This window comes from Nostoc sp. MG11, from assembly GCF_014904695.1.
Taxonomy (GTDB): Bacteria; Cyanobacteriota; Cyanobacteriia; order Cyanobacteriales; family Nostocaceae; genus Komarekiella.
Map to the genome: position 1 here is coordinate 543,520 of NZ_JACXXN010000002.1, position 14,772 is coordinate 558,291.

18 protein-coding genes are annotated in these 14,772 nt (G+C 39.9%); 13 read left to right on the plus strand and 5 right to left on the minus strand.

What is annotated here, in order from left to right; translation table 11 throughout:
• Positions 1–47 precede the first annotated feature (47 nt).
• Positions 48–824: a hypothetical protein gene (locus HCR01_RS05015; RefSeq protein WP_193195060.1), complete on the plus strand. Its 777-nt coding sequence runs from the start codon at positions 48–50 to the stop codon at positions 822–824.
• Between the two features lie 6 nt (positions 825–830).
• On the plus strand, positions 831–3,701 hold the full coding sequence (locus HCR01_RS05020; RefSeq protein WP_193195062.1) for a protein kinase domain-containing protein: 2,871 nt from the start codon (positions 831–833) through the stop codon (positions 3,699–3,701).
• A 115-nt stretch (positions 3,702–3,816) separates the two neighbouring features.
• Here the strand turns inward: HCR01_RS05020 and HCR01_RS05025 are convergent, their stop codons facing one another.
• A complete protein-coding gene (locus tag HCR01_RS05025) occupies positions 3,817–5,166 on the minus strand; it encodes an ATP-binding protein (protein ID WP_193195063.1) in 1,350 nt (449 codons plus the stop codon).
• 282 nt (positions 5,167–5,448) lie between these two features.
• Between HCR01_RS05025 and HCR01_RS05030 the strand changes: the two genes are divergently transcribed.
• The gene (locus HCR01_RS05030) at positions 5,449–5,766 is read left to right on the plus strand and encodes a DUF3155 domain-containing protein (protein ID WP_191758061.1); all 318 of its coding nucleotides are present in this window, start codon (positions 5,449–5,451) and stop codon (positions 5,764–5,766) included.
• Between the two features lie 427 nt (positions 5,767–6,193).
• Here HCR01_RS05030 and HCR01_RS05035 read toward each other — a convergent pair whose 3' ends face one another.
• Both HCR01_RS05035 and HCR01_RS05040 read right to left on the minus strand, forming a co-directional pair.
• Positions 6,194–6,724 (minus strand): cofactor assembly of complex C subunit B, encoded by a 531-nt coding sequence (locus tag HCR01_RS05035; protein WP_191758062.1) that lies wholly within the window; start codon positions 6,722–6,724, stop codon positions 6,194–6,196.
• 53 nt (positions 6,725–6,777) lie between these two features.
• The gene (locus HCR01_RS05040; protein WP_193195065.1) at positions 6,778–7,125 is read right to left on the minus strand and encodes a PadR family transcriptional regulator; all 348 of its coding nucleotides are present in this window, start codon (positions 7,123–7,125) and stop codon (positions 6,778–6,780) included.
• 77 nt (positions 7,126–7,202) lie between these two features.
• Between HCR01_RS05040 and HCR01_RS05045 the strand changes: the two genes are divergently transcribed.
• A complete protein-coding gene (locus tag HCR01_RS05045; protein WP_193195067.1) occupies positions 7,203–7,424 on the plus strand; it encodes a hypothetical protein in 222 nt (73 codons plus the stop codon).
• A 107-nt stretch (positions 7,425–7,531) separates the two neighbouring features.
• On the opposite strand, the gene HCR01_RS05050 is transcribed toward HCR01_RS05045, so the two are convergent.
• Entirely contained in the window at positions 7,532–7,693 is a 162-nt protein-coding gene (locus tag HCR01_RS05050; RefSeq protein WP_193195069.1) for a hypothetical protein, read from the minus strand.
• A 99-nt stretch (positions 7,694–7,792) separates the two neighbouring features.
• On the opposite strand from HCR01_RS05050, the gene HCR01_RS05055 reads away from it, so the two are divergent.
• From HCR01_RS05055 to rpsN, 6 genes are all read left to right on the plus strand, one after another.
• A complete protein-coding gene (locus HCR01_RS05055; RefSeq protein WP_193195071.1) occupies positions 7,793–8,371 on the plus strand; it encodes a DUF3611 family protein in 579 nt (192 codons plus the stop codon).
• A 195-nt stretch (positions 8,372–8,566) separates the two neighbouring features.
• Positions 8,567–8,866 (plus strand): hypothetical protein, encoded by a 300-nt coding sequence (locus tag HCR01_RS05060; RefSeq protein ID WP_193195073.1) that lies wholly within the window; start codon positions 8,567–8,569, stop codon positions 8,864–8,866.
• 175 nt (positions 8,867–9,041) lie between these two features.
• On the plus strand, positions 9,042–10,322 hold the full coding sequence (serS, locus tag HCR01_RS05065) for a serine--tRNA ligase (protein ID WP_193195075.1): 1,281 nt from the start codon (positions 9,042–9,044) through the stop codon (positions 10,320–10,322).
• A 152-nt stretch (positions 10,323–10,474) separates the two neighbouring features.
• Positions 10,475–11,572 (plus strand): RIP metalloprotease RseP, encoded by a 1,098-nt coding sequence (gene rseP / locus HCR01_RS05070; RefSeq protein ID WP_193195077.1) that lies wholly within the window; start codon positions 10,475–10,477, stop codon positions 11,570–11,572.
• A 347-nt stretch (positions 11,573–11,919) separates the two neighbouring features.
• A complete protein-coding gene (gene nth / locus HCR01_RS05075) occupies positions 11,920–12,588 on the plus strand; it encodes an endonuclease III (protein ID WP_193195079.1) in 669 nt (222 codons plus the stop codon).
• A 76-nt stretch (positions 12,589–12,664) separates the two neighbouring features.
• Positions 12,665–12,967 (plus strand): 30S ribosomal protein S14, encoded by a 303-nt coding sequence (rpsN, locus tag HCR01_RS05080; protein ID WP_191758068.1) that lies wholly within the window; start codon positions 12,665–12,667, stop codon positions 12,965–12,967.
• A 62-nt stretch (positions 12,968–13,029) separates the two neighbouring features.
• Here rpsN and HCR01_RS05085 read toward each other — a convergent pair whose 3' ends face one another.
• Positions 13,030–13,359, minus strand: a complete 330-nt coding sequence (locus HCR01_RS05085; RefSeq protein ID WP_193195081.1) for a hypothetical protein — start codon at positions 13,357–13,359, stop codon at positions 13,030–13,032.
• A gap of 95 nt (positions 13,360–13,454) precedes the next feature.
• On the opposite strand from HCR01_RS05085, the gene aat reads away from it, so the two are divergent.
• The 3 genes from aat to HCR01_RS05100 all read left to right on the plus strand — a co-directional run bounded on the left by aat (position 13,455) and on the right by HCR01_RS05100 (position 14,727).
• Positions 13,455–14,030 (plus strand): leucyl/phenylalanyl-tRNA--protein transferase, encoded by a 576-nt coding sequence (gene aat / locus HCR01_RS05090; RefSeq protein WP_193195083.1) that lies wholly within the window; start codon positions 13,455–13,457, stop codon positions 14,028–14,030.
• A gap of 206 nt (positions 14,031–14,236) precedes the next feature.
• Positions 14,237–14,467: a hypothetical protein gene (locus HCR01_RS05095; RefSeq protein WP_193195085.1), complete on the plus strand. Its 231-nt coding sequence runs from the start codon at positions 14,237–14,239 to the stop codon at positions 14,465–14,467.
• Positions 14,464–14,727 carry a type II toxin-antitoxin system RelE family toxin gene (locus tag HCR01_RS05100; protein WP_193195087.1) on the plus strand — a complete coding sequence of 88 codons (264 nt, stop codon included), beginning with the start codon at positions 14,464–14,466 and terminating at the stop codon, positions 14,725–14,727. Before HCR01_RS05095 ends, HCR01_RS05100 begins: the two co-directional genes overlap by 4 nt.
• The last annotated feature ends 45 nt before the right edge of the window (positions 14,728–14,772 follow it).

Consider the following 14,772-nt stretch of genomic DNA (forward strand, 5'->3'; position numbering starts at 1 on the left):
GCACTGGCATTTTAGCTTAAAGCGATCGCATATAGGGACAAAAAATAATGCCTGGAAGTCAAGACTTATTAAACATAATTGAGTTAATTCAGGGATTTATACCCAAGGTTAAATTTGAGTTTTCAGGTTTTACAGGTATTTCACTTGAAGAACTAAAATTGCAACTAGGAAACACAAACAACGTTAATACCTATAATGCAATAAATATTAATTTTGGGATAATAGGTGAGCAGGATAGACCTCTAGCTATCATTACTCCTATAAAATTTAAAAATCCCAGTCTCGAAGGTTCGACAGAAAATCTAGAAAAATCCCTCGCTTTTCTGCCAAAAAATACACCAAAAAATCAGAGGACAGAATCAGGAAAAACATTTAAATTAGATATTAAAAATATTCCTTTCAGTAGTGGCTTTCATCTAATTATTAATCAAAAAGATTGGTGGAAAAATGATGAGACACCAGAAGAGAAATCAATTTTAATTGGCGATATCAAGTTAATACCACTGTGCGAAAATGAGTGGGGATATATTAGAACAATTGAAAGTGAGCAACAATTTGGATTATCTATTAATCAAAATGGAGTTGTAAAAGTAGAAATTTGGATAGGTAATTTACCACCAATAGATATAAATAATTTGTCGCCAGGGTTGTCGGAAACTTTCGAGTTTACGGAATATAAAGCTGGTGAAATTATGAAGTTTGAAACACTTTCTGAATTAGTCGTTTCATTAGATGAAAATGTAGTTAAAAAAGCAATACTGGTTGAGTACCATCCCAAAAACTCTCTCAAGGAATATTTTGTATTTATCTTGGCTCAGGAGTAAATTACTATGTTTCAATCACAAAATTTTGACCCTAATTATTCGTTTAAAACCGGAGATGTGAATAGTCAGACTTTTTATTTTACACTTGATGCTCAAAATCATCAGCCTATTAAACTTGGTGATGGGACTTTTGGTGTAGTATTTGCAGTCTATGATAGTAACGGAGAAGATAGATTTGCCGTTAAACTCCTTTATGGACATTCTGATGCAGATATTGTAAAATCCCGTTTTGATAATGAAATCAACTCGACACAACTAATTACGCAGATTAAAAGAGATACAAACCTTGTTGGTGTTATTAGGACAGTAGGTTGGACTAGAGAATTTCAAAAATCACAAGTATATAAGAAGCTAGAGAACTTCTTTGCACCATTTAGAATATCAAATTATGCTCTTGTAACAGAGAAATATGATGCGACACTTAAAGACCTTTTAGAAGGAGGTATTAAAAAATATACGATTCAACAAAACGCTACTACTAGTAAAATTTTCTTACCTGAACCGTTAGAATCTCGCCAAGAAGTAGAAGATGTAATAGATAGAATAGTATCAGTTGATGCAAATAAACAGACACTTGATGCAAATAAACAAGCACTTAAGGAAAAAATATATGAGCTGACAGGATACGATATCCTCAGACAAATGAATTTTGAAGATCGTATAGCTGATATACTTCCCTATTTAGTCGATATTGCCGAAGGTCTTGTAACTCTTCATAAAGCTAAACTATTACACCTTGATTTGAAACCTGCAAACATCTTCGTGAGAAAACCGGGAGTTTTTGTTGAGGCTGTAATTGGTGATTTAGGTTTCCTTTTACCAGGAGAAAAGCCAACACCCGCAGCTTTACCGGGAGCAAATGCAGAGTTACCTCTTGGTACACGTCATTATCGTTCGCCTGAGCAAAAAGACTTTTTTGATATTTGTGATGTAGAAGTTCAAGTAGATACTAATGATGTCAAGCTCATTGCTTATGATCCTAAACTTCGAGATACAATCATTGAGGATACTGATGTTGTAGTGTTTAGTAATAATAACACAGAGATATATAACATTAAGTCAATTGTGATTGATGAACAAAGTGAAAATTCATCAATAACTATTACTCTTAAATTAAATTCAAAAGCAAAGGAAAATTTTAGACCTGATAAAAAAACCCAGATTATTTTGTACAAACGGCAAGACGAACGAACTGATTTGTTCGGTTTTGGAGCTATTTTATTTGACTTGCTGACTTGTGGAGAGTCGCCAGAACGCTTTTATGATAATATCCGAATGTATGACAAAAAGGATAAAAAAGTTGATGAGATAATGGAAGATTATCTCATGGTTTCTAATTTTCAATCTAGTGAACCAAGTCTAGTTCAGGTATTTGAACCTTTTAAGCTTCATAAAAGTTCAACAATTTATGCTCCTGCCGAAATTGTTGAAATTATTCTGAAGTGTATGCTTTACAAGGCAGAAAATACTTTTTATTCCTTAAGTCGCTATAGTGATGGTAGTGCTAATAAATCTGTAAATCTTGTGCTTGATCGTCTAATGGAACTGCACGAAAGCCAACGTTTCGGTTTTAGAAAAGCCAAAAATCATCTTTGCGATCGCACATGGAAAAGCGGCAACAGTTCCACCACTCCCAGCTTTTTAGAAACACTCAAAGAACTACAAACATTAGATAAAAATAATTTACATAATCGCTTTGTAAAAGGATTTTGGTATCTGGATCAAATCTCTGACTTAGTTAGCCGTTCTCTTAATTCATCATCTTTTTCATTTAGTGAGCTACATCCAACAAACTTAGCTGTAATTGAGAGAAATGGTGAGCCAAATGCTCTCAATATCAGGTTTCAAGTATATAAGATGAGAGATTCTTATGAGAAAGATTTGAGAGGAGACTTTGTATACACAAAAATTAATCGAGATATAGGGAATCCATTTGTCCCAAATTATTTAGCGTTTGTGCGTCGGAAGATTGTTTTAAAAAATATAGCAATTAGTAATAACGCCATAGGTAACACTCCATTTTATAAATGTAGCTACCAATTTCTAGATTCGTCACTTTATAAAGATAATATTAAAAAGGGAGATTGGATTATAATAAAGTCTAAAAATAATACCAAAAATGTATTATTGCAAGTTGAATCTTCTGTAGGTTCTAATTTGACTCTTAAAAGTGACTTTTTTGAGCCGAACAATGATGTTAGAGAATTAGAATCTCCAAACTTTGAAGATATGACTCAGATATCAAGCTCGGAGGGTGTTTATTACAAAGATATTGATCCTTGTGTCTATTATTTAAATATGCTGGGAATATATGTATATAATATCTTCTTTGCAGGCATTGAAGACAATACATACAACAAACCAATAATTACAGATATAATTAATAATATTCTTAATGTAAATGATTCTATCAAAATAAAAATATTAGACCAATATAATAATCATAAGCCGAGTGGATATTTTGATTTATTCAATAAAAAGTCGCCTAAGTTTGTCAAACAATCTGAATTTGTAGAAATTATCCATGCTCTTGCTTCTATGTATTTAAAGCTGACTCTTCATGAAAGTGAGAATTCTTACTATCGCAGTCATGAAGGCGATAGTAAATTTGATAGATACCGAATTATTTCACTTCTTGGTGATCTTGAGACTCTTAAAGGTAAAATTGCCAATTTTATCAATGACAAAAATACTAACCATGTTGCTCTTAGATCGTATCCTGATGATAAGTTATTAGATGAACTACCTAAACTCTCTGACTTAATAGGTGATAGTGACCAGATAAAAGTACCTTTGCAGTTTGATAAGTTAACTTCTTCACTAGTTGAAGTAGATTCAGGTGGAGCGAGGTTGCGCTTAGCTGAGATGCTATCTTGAAATGAATAAATCTTGACACATCTAATTAGCATTTTTTATCGTCAGGTTAGTTAGGAAAGCATAATATTGCTGTATATCTTAATTGTCTGAAAAAAGAAACTGCATTGATTTGTGACTAACTTTTAACTTCCGGCAACCAAATAATAAATGTAGTTCCTGGTGCATCGGGTGAAGTGATTACTGAGTTAATACCAGGGCTGAAAATTTCAATTTCGCCCTGCATTTGCTCTATTAATTGTTTGGCGATCGCTAACCCTAAACCTGTACCAGGAATTTCTGTTTGCGCTTGTACACCCCGGTAATGTCGTTCTCCAAGATGCTCTAAATCTTCGGGTGGAATGCCAGGCCCGTTATCACTGATGACAATTCCTTGGAAGTTAGCTTTTTTTTGCCCCGCTTGAATCAAAATTTTACCACCAGCGGGAGTGTATTTCAATGCATTATCAATGATATTGCTCAATACCTCTTGTAACGCTTTGACATTGGCGCGTACTAGTGGCATTTGCTTAATTTCAGCTATTAGTTTGAGATTTCGCTCCTGCCCTATTGCTTTGGCTGATACTAATAATGGCTTTAATATCTCTGCTAACGAGCAATCAGTTTCTTTGTCTCCCGTTCCCGGCAATAATAGCGCTGGTTTGGCATTTTTTTGGACAGTTGCTTCTACAAATACTTCATGTCCAGGAAGTGAGAGGGGTGCTAAATCTGCCTCTGTCAAGTCAATTACTTTATCGAATTGTTGCAGCAATTCTTCTAGGCGATCGCTTTCCCGCACTATACTATTTGCCACATCTCGGTTAGCATCTGCTGGTCGCAGTCGTTTTAATAGTAGTTTGCCAAAAGTCCGCAATGCTGTTAGTGGGTTACGAAACTGGTGCAATAAGTTATCTAGCAAATCTCGCTGTTTTTCTTGAATAATTTGTTGTTCATGTAATTGCTGTTGCAACCATGCTCGTCGCTGATCTAAAATGCAGGCGATCGCCAATGTTTGAGCTATCCGTTGAATTTCACTTTGCTCGTGTTCATTCCATACGCGGTCTTCTCTACCTGTCACCAGTAACCCCATCATCACACCTTCATAGATTAGAGGTAAGACAATTTGGTTGCCACCAAGCAAGTATTCTTCTCTTAAATGAGGTTGAGAAGTATCTGGTGTCTTATACTCCCGTGATGAGATGGGATCTGACCCCGCTAACAACAATCTTCCTTGATGGTTGGGTAATACCAATACATTTCCTACTTTCAGTTGCTTGCGTACTGTTGACTCAGCAGTCTCTTCTCCTTGCCCTAATACTGCTGTCTCCGGGTAAATCATTACAGGAACTAGTTTCGCCTCACCTGAACTCGACTCTACCAATTCTTGTGTTAAGTACACAACACTCAAAGATGCTCCTAACCCTTGGGTGAGCAGTGATATTTGCTCTCGGCACAGAGCAAGAAAATCAGAACTGGCAGACATTAACATTTTTTAGCATTTGCTCAGAATTACAGACTTTGAGGGATGATAAAAAAGAACACTTCGTTTTCCCTCACTCATTTAATAAAGCTTAACTGAATCTTTTTAGTGATGCTTTGTACCAGGGGATTATATCCTTAGCTACTTTTAATTTATATATCTTCAAAAGATATTATTTTTCTTGTATCAAAAGGTTAATAACTATTGATATTTTGAACTAGAACTTATATAATGACGACGGATTTTGTAGCTATCACTACAATCTATAGCTTGAAAGAGGAGGACAATAGGTTGGCAAGGAGACGTAAAAGGAAAAGTCGTCGTCGCCAAGAAGGACGGCGAATTCTGGAACATGTGCCTCAATATAGCATCGAAAGTGGCGAAGAGAAACCTGTGACAGCAGCGAGAAAATTCATTCAAGCTGAAGGTATTTTGCCACCGGCGTTGCTACTCGTAAAGCGAAACGAACACACCACAGACCGTTATTTCTGGGCAGAAAAGGGACTGTTTGGTGCTCAATACGTAGAGGAAAACCATTTCTTGTTTCCTAGCCTGAGGGTGTTAGAACCTTCATCTAGTCAAGAACCCCTTGCATTGGCTAGTAGGTGAACCATAAATGGTCATCTGACAAATTATAGTGTGGCTTCTGACAATCATTTAACTGGCAAACTTGCTCAGTTTATGCAAAAAGTTCTTTTTTTTTTAGTTTGTAACTGAATTTGCCAGTCAGGCTAGTCCAGGTATTTGGAAAATCAACTCGTCTTCAACCACACTAGGTTAATTGCATGAATTGATTATTACTAGTCAGATGATACAGAAGGGAGTGAGGATATAAAACGCTAGTGAAGTTGCGTTTGCATCCAGGTAGATTGTTAAATACGCTCTTTCAACATCAAATTTTTCCCCACGACTCGCGTTGTGGGGAAAATTGATAAAGAAAGCACTAGTTGTTTATTTCTCCCTACTGTTCATTGCTCAAGGAGTAAGTCAGAAGTCTGCATATCAGAAGATAGAGGATAGTGAATAAAACCAGCAATTATTCACCAGCCTTTAACTGTAGGTTCCTCTGCAATTCAATGAGTTCATCTCGATGAGCAACTACAGTTATCTTACTTGGGGAGGGTTGTTCGCTCTGGGTTGCTTCTACCTTGAGAGACACCTTCTCAAGTCTTCCAGCTTTTTTCCAATAAAATATACCACTCAAAGGCGACAGTAGCACCATAGCGAGAGAAAGCTTACTGAGACCAGGAAAAAGTAGCGACAGAACTAGTGATAAGCAAACAAAGCCAGTGGATGCCAGCACAGTCAAAAATATAGCTAAGAACCAGCTGGGTCTAACAAACCCTTCAAAAGTTACTTGGTTTTGTTCTCGGTCTACCGCTGCCACTCGGTAAGACCGCAAGCGAAAATACTCCTTTAATTGAGACATTAAAGTAGCTTCATCTTGCTGAGATACTAGTTGCACTGTTTGTGTACGGTCTTTGGTCGAAGCACGAATAAAGAAAAACAGTCCAACCGATAACAACAAGGTTAGCAGCAACGTAGATGGCAGAATAGCAGTATCCATAACTGTTTGTTACTGTGCGACTGGAGGAGACTTATTCATTATCAATATATTCCTTAATTTGTCCTTCCGTTTATGTAATCTTGCCAAAGAAAAGCCAAATCCTGTGATTGAACTTGCCATTCTGGAGAAACTTGGTACATCCGCCTAGGGCGTCCTCGCCCTTCGAGTTTCTTCCAGTATCCAGTAATTGCCCTTTGGTCTTCAAGAAATTTGATCGCACTGTAAAGCACAGTGTCCGAAAGTCTATATGTGGAATATTCAGTTTCTAGTCGCTGGATCAACTCGGTTCCGTAGGATTCACCTTGTAGCAAAACATACAGTATGTAACAAACTGCTAGTTCCTGACAGAGGTAAGTTGGCGGAGGATTCTCAAAGAATTGATATATATCCTCAAGTTTCATGGTTAGTGAATGGCTAAAAAAACTGCCTTAGGGTAAGGTCTACAAGGATTGTAGTCAGTATATAGTTTTACTACAAAATGAGTAAGTATATAATGCTACTTGGGCCAGATTTTCAAAATGCAAACAACACAATGATTACCCACGCCTCTGTAAAGTTGTGGGAAAAATTTGCGAGTTTTAGGGGTACAACATATTACACCCCTACCCAAGCTCGATACGGTGTTGTGAGGAGCAATTTAGACAATGGCAAAGCCAGAGTCTTAGTGTTAAGCGATGCCGAGCGGGTTAGAACTGCTTAAGCATAAGATGCTATCGAAGAAATTTTACAGGTAAAATGCCGTTTTGTCTGTAAAACTTAATAAACACTTTGTTTGACAGTGATTTTCCCAATGTCGATTCTAAAAGATTAAGCTAAACCAGATGTTTTGGTTATAACCTTTCTGCTAGTGAACACACACAAGCGAGCATTCAGTACTGAGTTACCAAAATTCAGTTCGCCCTTCTCTACGATACACATAGCAAAGGCGTTAGCAGAGCGATCGCTCTGCGGGTTGTACTGTCCAACCATTCTTCAGTACTTCTAACTTTCTGGACTTGAGATCCTATTGGTTCATCTGGTAAGTGTGATAGTAAACTTATCAAGCGCCTAGTATCTTGGTGATCAGTTATGTCACAAATCCCCGACGCTCCATCGTCTTCCTCTACTCTCAGAGCAATTGCCCAAACTTTTCGCCTTATAGGTTGGATTAGCTTTTGGATTCAGTTAGTACTAGGCGTTGTTTCTGGCATAATTGTGCTGCTGTTCGCCATCTTTAGTCAAAGATCTGGCAGTCCTAGTAATAACCCTGGAACTGGTTTTGGTGTCTTTTTAGCAGTTTGTGGACTGATTGTTTTGGGTGGAGGTATTTATTTGGCTTATCGCTACACTAGAATCGGCAGACAACTGCAATCCTCCAATCCCAGTAACCGACCTCGTAAAAGCGAGACTGTGCAAGTATTGCGTTTGGGCCTGTGGGTGAATTTAGCGGGAACGCTAGTGACTCTTTTGGGGGCGCAAGCGATCGTTGGTACTCTGGTAGCAAGATCTATATCTCCCCAAGCCATAACTACCCAGTTTTTTGACCCTACCCGAATTATTAGTGGTTTAGATATGCTTGTGGTACAAGCCAACACTAATACTGTCTCAGCGCATTTTGCAGGTCTTGTAGGGTCACTTTGGCTACTCAATCGCATCAACCGACCTTAGCAGCAGGAGTGGCAAAGTGGGAGTAATTTTGACTTGCTTCCCGATAAATAAAAAAGGTTTATCCTAACTTTTGCGAAACAATCAATCCTAGGTGTGAAGACTTCTATTAATAGTTCCTGGAGTAACATCCTTTTAATAGGTAATGCCACACTTGGCATAGGGACGAGATTAAACTTTATTGGAAGTCTTAATACCATGAAAAATCAAGAAGCATGGAAATTTGGTATACAGGTTTTCTTTAGTACCATTGTGCTTGGACTGTGTGTTTTCCAAATCGGCTCAGTACGGGACAAGGAGAATCTTGCACTTTACTGGGGTGGGTTATCAAGTGTACTTGCATACTGGTTGCCTTCGCCTGCTGGACAAGTTAGAGATGAGAAGGAACAAATGACTGTAAATCAAAAGACCTTTGCAGCTGTTAATGACGGTAATGGGAAAGGTCAGGGTCTTGCTCAAGTTACTAATACAACAGTTACTAAAGAACCTCAAAACTGATTGATTTGGCGAATTATCTATTTTCGTAGCCTTGGTAACGATGCTAGGGCTAAATTTTTAAACCAAGACTGATTGTTCTAACAAATTTTGTTTTTCCAGTTACAGGAAGGCAAAATTACTATATGCTGCTGATGTGTTGGCAGGAAGATACTAGGCGAAAGACTGAGAAAAATCTGTGCTGGATATTAAGCAAATACGGGAAAATCCACAATTAATTCAGGAACGGTTGGATAGTCGCAGTGGTAGATATGACATCCAGCCGATATTACAGCTAGATCGGCAACAACGGGAACTGGAAGTGACGCGGAGCCAACTCCAAGCTCGTAGCAACGAAATTGGTAAAATAGTCGGACAAAAGATCAAATCTGGTATCGATTCTCAAGACTCAGAAATTCAGACTCTACGGGATGAAGGCAATTCCATTAGAACTCAATTGAGTGAACTGGAACCGCAGGAAAAAGACCTCAAAGCTGAAATTGCACAACTTTTGCTGGCACTTCCTAACTTACCAAGCGACTCCACACCCATTGGTAAGAGTGAGGAAGAGAATGTCGAAGTGCGTCGTTGGGGTGATGAGTACATTCCCCAAAACCCGAATATTCTGCCACACTGGGAAATCGGCGAAAAGCTGGGTATTCTCAATGTTGAGCGGGCTGTAAAAGTTGCTCAAAGTCGCTTTATAACCTTGATAGGTGCTGGTGCAGCACTGGAGAGGGCATTAATTCAATTTATGCTTTCTGTCCAGACTGAAGCTGGGTATATAGAAGTCAGTCCGCCGTTATTAGTTAATACTGCGTCTTTGACGGCGACTGGTCAGCTACCCAAGTTTGCTGAAGAAAGTTTTAAATGTGCTGATGATGACTTATGGTTGATTCCCACAGCGGAAGTGCCTGTTACCAACCTCTACCGGGGTGAAATTCTCGCCGCTGAAGACTTGCCTATCTACCACTGTGCTTATACTCCCTGTTTTCGTCGTGAAGCTGGGAGTTATGGGCGCGATATGCGAGGATTAATCCGCCTGCATCAATTTAATAAGGTAGAACTGGTAAAATTTGTCCATCCCAGCACTTCTTTTGAGGAATTGGAAAGATTGGTAGGGAATGCAGAAGCGATTTTACAGGCGTTGCAACTGCCTTACCGAATAGTCAGCTTATGCAGTGGGGATTTAGGATTTTCTTCAACCAAAACCTATGATTTAGAGGTTTGGCTGCCATCCTCTGGCAAATACCGCGAAATTTCCAGCTGTTCTAATACTATGGACTTCCAGGCGCGACGGGCTGATATTCGCTTCAAAGAAGCAGGGAAAAAAGGTACTCAGTTCGTGCATACCCTTAACGGTTCTGGTTTGGCGGTTGGACGAACAATGGCAGCAATTCTGGAGAACTATCAACAACCTGATGACACAGTAAAGATACCAGAAGCGTTGCAACCTTATTTAGGACGTGAGGTATTGTAATTCTAGTTGTCCTCTGTCATTAGTCATTTGTCCTTTACCAATGACTAATGACCAATAGACGACGGAAATATCCCATTGAGAGAAGTCCTATCTTGTGACACATCTTAAAATGGAGATAAGTCTATAGCTTAATATCTTCACTAATTTGCTCTATGTCAGTTTTAGCAGCGATCGCAGTCTTGGCTGTTCTGATCTTGGTTCACGAGTTGGGACATTTTGTTGCAGCACGTTCTCAAGGTATTTACGTTAACCGCTTTTCTTTGGGTTTTGGTCCAGTTCTTTGGAAGTACCAAGGATCGCAGACCGAATATGCTGTTCGTGCATTTCCCTTGGGTGGCTTTGTGGGCTTTCCCGATGATGACCCCGATAGCGATGTTCCACCCAATGACCCGAATCTGCTGCGTAACCGTCCAATTTTAGACAGGGCGATTGTCATCAGTGCCGGAGTAATAGCAAATTTAATATTTGCCTACATGTTGCTGGTGGCCCAGGTTAGTTTCATCGGCATAGGAGAAGCCAGCCAAAATGGAGTATTAATCCAACAGCTAGCACCAGATGTTAGTTCTGTAGCAGCTAAAGCCGGAATCCAGCCGGGAGATGTCATTATAGCGGCTAATCAAAGAGAATTTGGTAAATCGCTGCAAGAGATAGAGACTTTAAGGGACATCATTAAAACTAGTCCAGATCAGCCCGTTCAATTAGAAATTGCCCGTGGCAACCAAAAGCTATCGGTGAATGTGATTCCTGAAGCTAAGTCCAGTGGAGGCAGTATCGGTATCGGACTTGCTCCCAATGGAAAAATTGTGCGTCGTCGTATTACTAATCCTGTAGCAGCTTTGAATTTTGGTGCTATAGAATTTCAGCGACTTGTAACAACGACTTTTAAAGGTTTTGGACAATTAATCACCAACTTTGGCGAAACAGCTAGTCAAGTAGCTGGGCCCATTAAAATTGTGGAAATTGGTGCCAATATTGCCCAAAATGATACAGGCAGCTTATTCTTTTTTGCAGCACTGATCAGCATTAACCTAGCAATTATTAACATTTTGCCGCTACCAGCTTTGGATGGGGGACAACTTGCTTTTCTGCTGATTGAAGGTTTGCGTGGTAAGCCCTTGCCCAATCGCATTCAAGAAGGTGTTATGCAAACTGGTTTGGTGCTACTGTTAGGATTAGGAATTTTTCTGATAGTTAAAGAAACCACCCAATTAACTACCCAGTTAGATTGGGTGCAAAAATTGTTCCAGTGAGCCTCTGGCAAAATTTGCTTCACGCTATCAGACTGAAGTCCTGATCATTAGCCACATCTTTTTAACCTCTGACTTCGTTGCTATCACGCTGGGGAATTAAGTTCCAAAGCTAATAGCTAAAGTCTTTTGAAACTGAGATCTTGCACTTCTCTCAACAACCGCCTAGGAATCATTCCTAGGCTAGTAGCAATCTTCTAAAGAAGACTGAGTCACGGTTAAATCCACGCTTGCGTGAATTTGAGCTATGAGCCGCTGCAATAAATTGCAGTGTGGGTAAGGGTGCTGATTGGCATTGGTGCAAGTTATCGAAACGGACTCAGTTTTAAGGCATTTTAACTAAAAATCCAGTGAGCGTTACCCGTAAATCTCTGTCTAAAAAGCAACGGGCGCTAGAAATTTTAGCTCGTTTGAAATATCTTTATCCAGACGCTACTTGCTCTTTGAACTACTCAACGCCGGTGCAACTGCTGGTAGCAACAATTCTCTCGGCTCAGTGTACTGATGAACGAGTGAATAAAGTGACACCAGCTTTATTTAGTAGGTTTCCCGATGCAGCTAGTTTGGCGATCGCGGATTTGGTAGAGTTAGAAAACTTGGTACGTTCGACGGGGTTTTATCGCAATAAAGCCAAGAATATTCAAGCCGCTTGTCGGATGATTGTTACCGAGTTTGACTCTGTTGTCCCCAACCAAATGAAGCAACTGTTGCAGCTTCCAGGTGTAGCGCGCAAAACAGCAAATGTAGTTTTGGCTCATGCTTATGGCATTAATGCTGGGGTAACAGTAGATACTCACGTTAAGCGTCTGAGCGATCGCTTGGGTTTAACTGAACATACAGACCCCGTTCGGATTGAACAAGATTTAATGGAGCTATTGCCACAAACTGATTGGGAAAATTGGTCAATTCGGCTAATTTATCATGGTCGTGCTATTTGTAAAGCCCGCTCTCCCGCTTGTGTTGCTTGTGAGCTTGCAGATTTATGCCCTGCTGCTAATAAGCCAGTTGTGATGGGGTAGAGAACATAAGTCGCCCTAGAATTGACGGGTAGACTGTAGAATAGAAAATGCTGTCTTTAAATAAACTAAAAAATGTATGGCAAAAAAGAGCATGATTGAGCGCGAGAAAAAACGCGCCAAGTTGGTAGAAAAGTATGCTGATAAGCGAGAAGCTCTGCTGGATGATTTCAAAAGTGCAGAATCTCCCCTTGATAAGCTAGAAATCCACCGACAAATTCAACAGCTACCCCGGAATAGTGCGCCCACCCGCCGCCGTAACCGTTGCTGGGTAACTGGTCGTTCTAGAGGTGTTTACCGCGACTTTGGGCTGTCTCGGAACGTGTTACGAGAATGGGCGCATGAAGGTCTTTTGCCTGGAGTGGTTAAGTCTAGCTGGTAGTCATTAGTCATTGGTCATTAGTCATTAGTTTTAGACAAATGACAAGTGACAAATGACAAAAATTATTGACCACAACACTTATCAATTCCCAGACTTTCTAAGAGTAGATCGCTGACGGCGTTGGCGATCGCAAACTCTCCATAGAAGCTTTTGGAAAAATCAAACGACTGCATCTCTGTGACGATGGCAATTACCAGAGAGCCTAAGTCGTTTTCTCCTTCCATCCGTTGGCGCATAAAAATCTGTGCTGCGCGTTGGGCAATATTTTGATTGACTGCTTCGGGGATGAATTCTGTATCTAGCCACCGCAATAGACTCTCTTGCAACCATTGACCTTCGAGTTGAGGATTTTCGGGCGGTGGTAAGGTGATCGGTGGGATTGGTTGAGTCATGTTTTTAAACGCAAAGGAACGCTGAGGCAAACGCAGAGGAACGCAGAGAATGACTGTTAGCAGCAAATTGCGTTCCTCTGGTCTTTTTTATATTTATGCAATATGATATCGCCGCTATTGTTCAAGGTTATGCTCAAGGTTATTTTCTCATGGCTGATGAGCGCGATCGCCTGAATTGGTATGGAAGTAGCGATCGGACTTTCATACCCTTGGATGAACGATTTCGCTATCCTAAGTCTTTGCAGCGCGTCCTTAACCAAGAACGTTTTAGTGTGGCGATTAATCGGGATTTTGAAGCTGTGGTGGCTGGTTGTGCTAACCGCGAAACAACTTGGATTTCACCAGAATTACAAAAGATTTACTGGTTACTTTACCAGACTGGCTATGCTTATAGTTTTGAAACTTGGCAGGGTGACGAACTAGCTGGGGGAATTTTAGGGATTGTCATTGGCGGTGCTTTCATTGGCGAATCGATGTTTTACCGCATTCCCGAAGGCTCAAAAGTGGCTATGGTAAAGTTGGTAGAAAGATTACGTCAGAGGCGATTTGTGTTTTTCGACGCTCAAATGATGAATCCTCATTTGGAAAGATTTGGCGCTCATCGCGTTAAAGATGAAGAATATCAAGCTTTACTCAACAAAGCATTGCAACGTCGCTGTTCCTTATTCTAGAGATATGTGTGTTGAGTTAAATTAATAAATATCAGTATAAATATTATCTTTTAACCAAATATTGAAGTTTACGGCTGTTGGCAAAGAGCGCTCATTTATGACTGTATTCCAAGCCTATCTGATGATTGGCAAATTAAACTACTCGAGCAGTCAGACTGAAATTGGTGCTAGCTTTAAGAGCAGAATGTTGCATAAGAGCAGTAATTATGTCATCCGCAGCGATTACTACAGTAGTAAAAATGATGGAGTCTTTACCTGTTGATGTACAGGAGCGAGTTGCAGAGCATCTTCGAGAGTATATCGACGACTTCCAAGATGAAGTCCGCTGGAACAAGTCATTTCAGAGAACACAGCAAAAACTTGTGGCTGCTGCCAAACTTGCCAAACAAGAAATAGCTGAGGGGCAAGCTACTGCACTGGACTACGACCAACTATGAAATCCTCAGTTCTTCCCTCATTTTGGGCTGAGTATCGGCAATTAGATGATGATATCAGGCAAAGTGCTAGGAAGGCTTATCGTTTGTGGGCAGAGAATCCATTTCACCCGTCTTTGCATTTCAAGTGCATTAACAGCGAAGAAGGAATTTGGTCTGTAAGAGTGACGAGGAGTTATCGAGCACTTGGCGTGCTAGAAGGTGATACGGTCACATGGTTTTGGATTGGTAGTCATGATGATTATGAACGGTTCTTCTCGTAAGTGATTTTGAAGTAGGTACGATAGATAGTAGCTTCTAAAGGTTTA

What these genes read in the sequence shown, in the direction of transcription:
- HCR01_RS05015 (WP_193195060.1), top strand. Translation starts at nt 48, where the DNA reads ATGCCTGGAAGTCAAGACTTATTAAACATAATTGAGTTAATTCAGGGA.
- HCR01_RS05020 (WP_193195062.1), top strand. Translation starts at nt 831, where the DNA reads ATGTTTCAATCACAAAATTTTGACCCTAATTATTCGTTTAAAACCGGA.
- HCR01_RS05025 (WP_193195063.1), bottom strand. Translation starts at nt 5,166, where the DNA reads ATGTTAATGTCTGCCAGTTCTGATTTTCTTGCTCTGTGCCGAGAGCAA.
- HCR01_RS05035 (WP_191758062.1), bottom strand. Translation starts at nt 6,724, where the DNA reads ATGGATACTGCTATTCTGCCATCTACGTTGCTGCTAACCTTGTTGTTA.
- HCR01_RS05040 (WP_193195065.1), bottom strand. Translation starts at nt 7,125, where the DNA reads ATGAAACTTGAGGATATATATCAATTCTTTGAGAATCCTCCGCCAACT.
- HCR01_RS05045 (WP_193195067.1), top strand. Translation starts at nt 7,203, where the DNA reads ATGAGTAAGTATATAATGCTACTTGGGCCAGATTTTCAAAATGCAAAC.
- HCR01_RS05050 (WP_193195069.1), bottom strand. Translation starts at nt 7,693, where the DNA reads ATGGTTGGACAGTACAACCCGCAGAGCGATCGCTCTGCTAACGCCTTT.
- HCR01_RS05055 (WP_193195071.1), top strand. Translation starts at nt 7,793, where the DNA reads ATGTCACAAATCCCCGACGCTCCATCGTCTTCCTCTACTCTCAGAGCA.
- HCR01_RS05060 (WP_193195073.1), top strand. Translation starts at nt 8,567, where the DNA reads ATGAAAAATCAAGAAGCATGGAAATTTGGTATACAGGTTTTCTTTAGT.
- rseP (WP_193195077.1), top strand. Translation starts at nt 10,475, where the DNA reads ATGTCAGTTTTAGCAGCGATCGCAGTCTTGGCTGTTCTGATCTTGGTT.
- rpsN (WP_191758068.1), top strand. Translation starts at nt 12,665, where the DNA reads ATGGCAAAAAAGAGCATGATTGAGCGCGAGAAAAAACGCGCCAAGTTG.
- HCR01_RS05085 (WP_193195081.1), bottom strand. Translation starts at nt 13,359, where the DNA reads ATGACTCAACCAATCCCACCGATCACCTTACCACCGCCCGAAAATCCT.
- aat (WP_193195083.1), top strand. Translation starts at nt 13,455, where the DNA reads ATGCAATATGATATCGCCGCTATTGTTCAAGGTTATGCTCAAGGTTAT.
- HCR01_RS05095 (WP_193195085.1), top strand. Translation starts at nt 14,237, where the DNA reads ATGTCATCCGCAGCGATTACTACAGTAGTAAAAATGATGGAGTCTTTA.
- HCR01_RS05100 (WP_193195087.1), top strand. Translation starts at nt 14,464, where the DNA reads ATGAAATCCTCAGTTCTTCCCTCATTTTGGGCTGAGTATCGGCAATTA.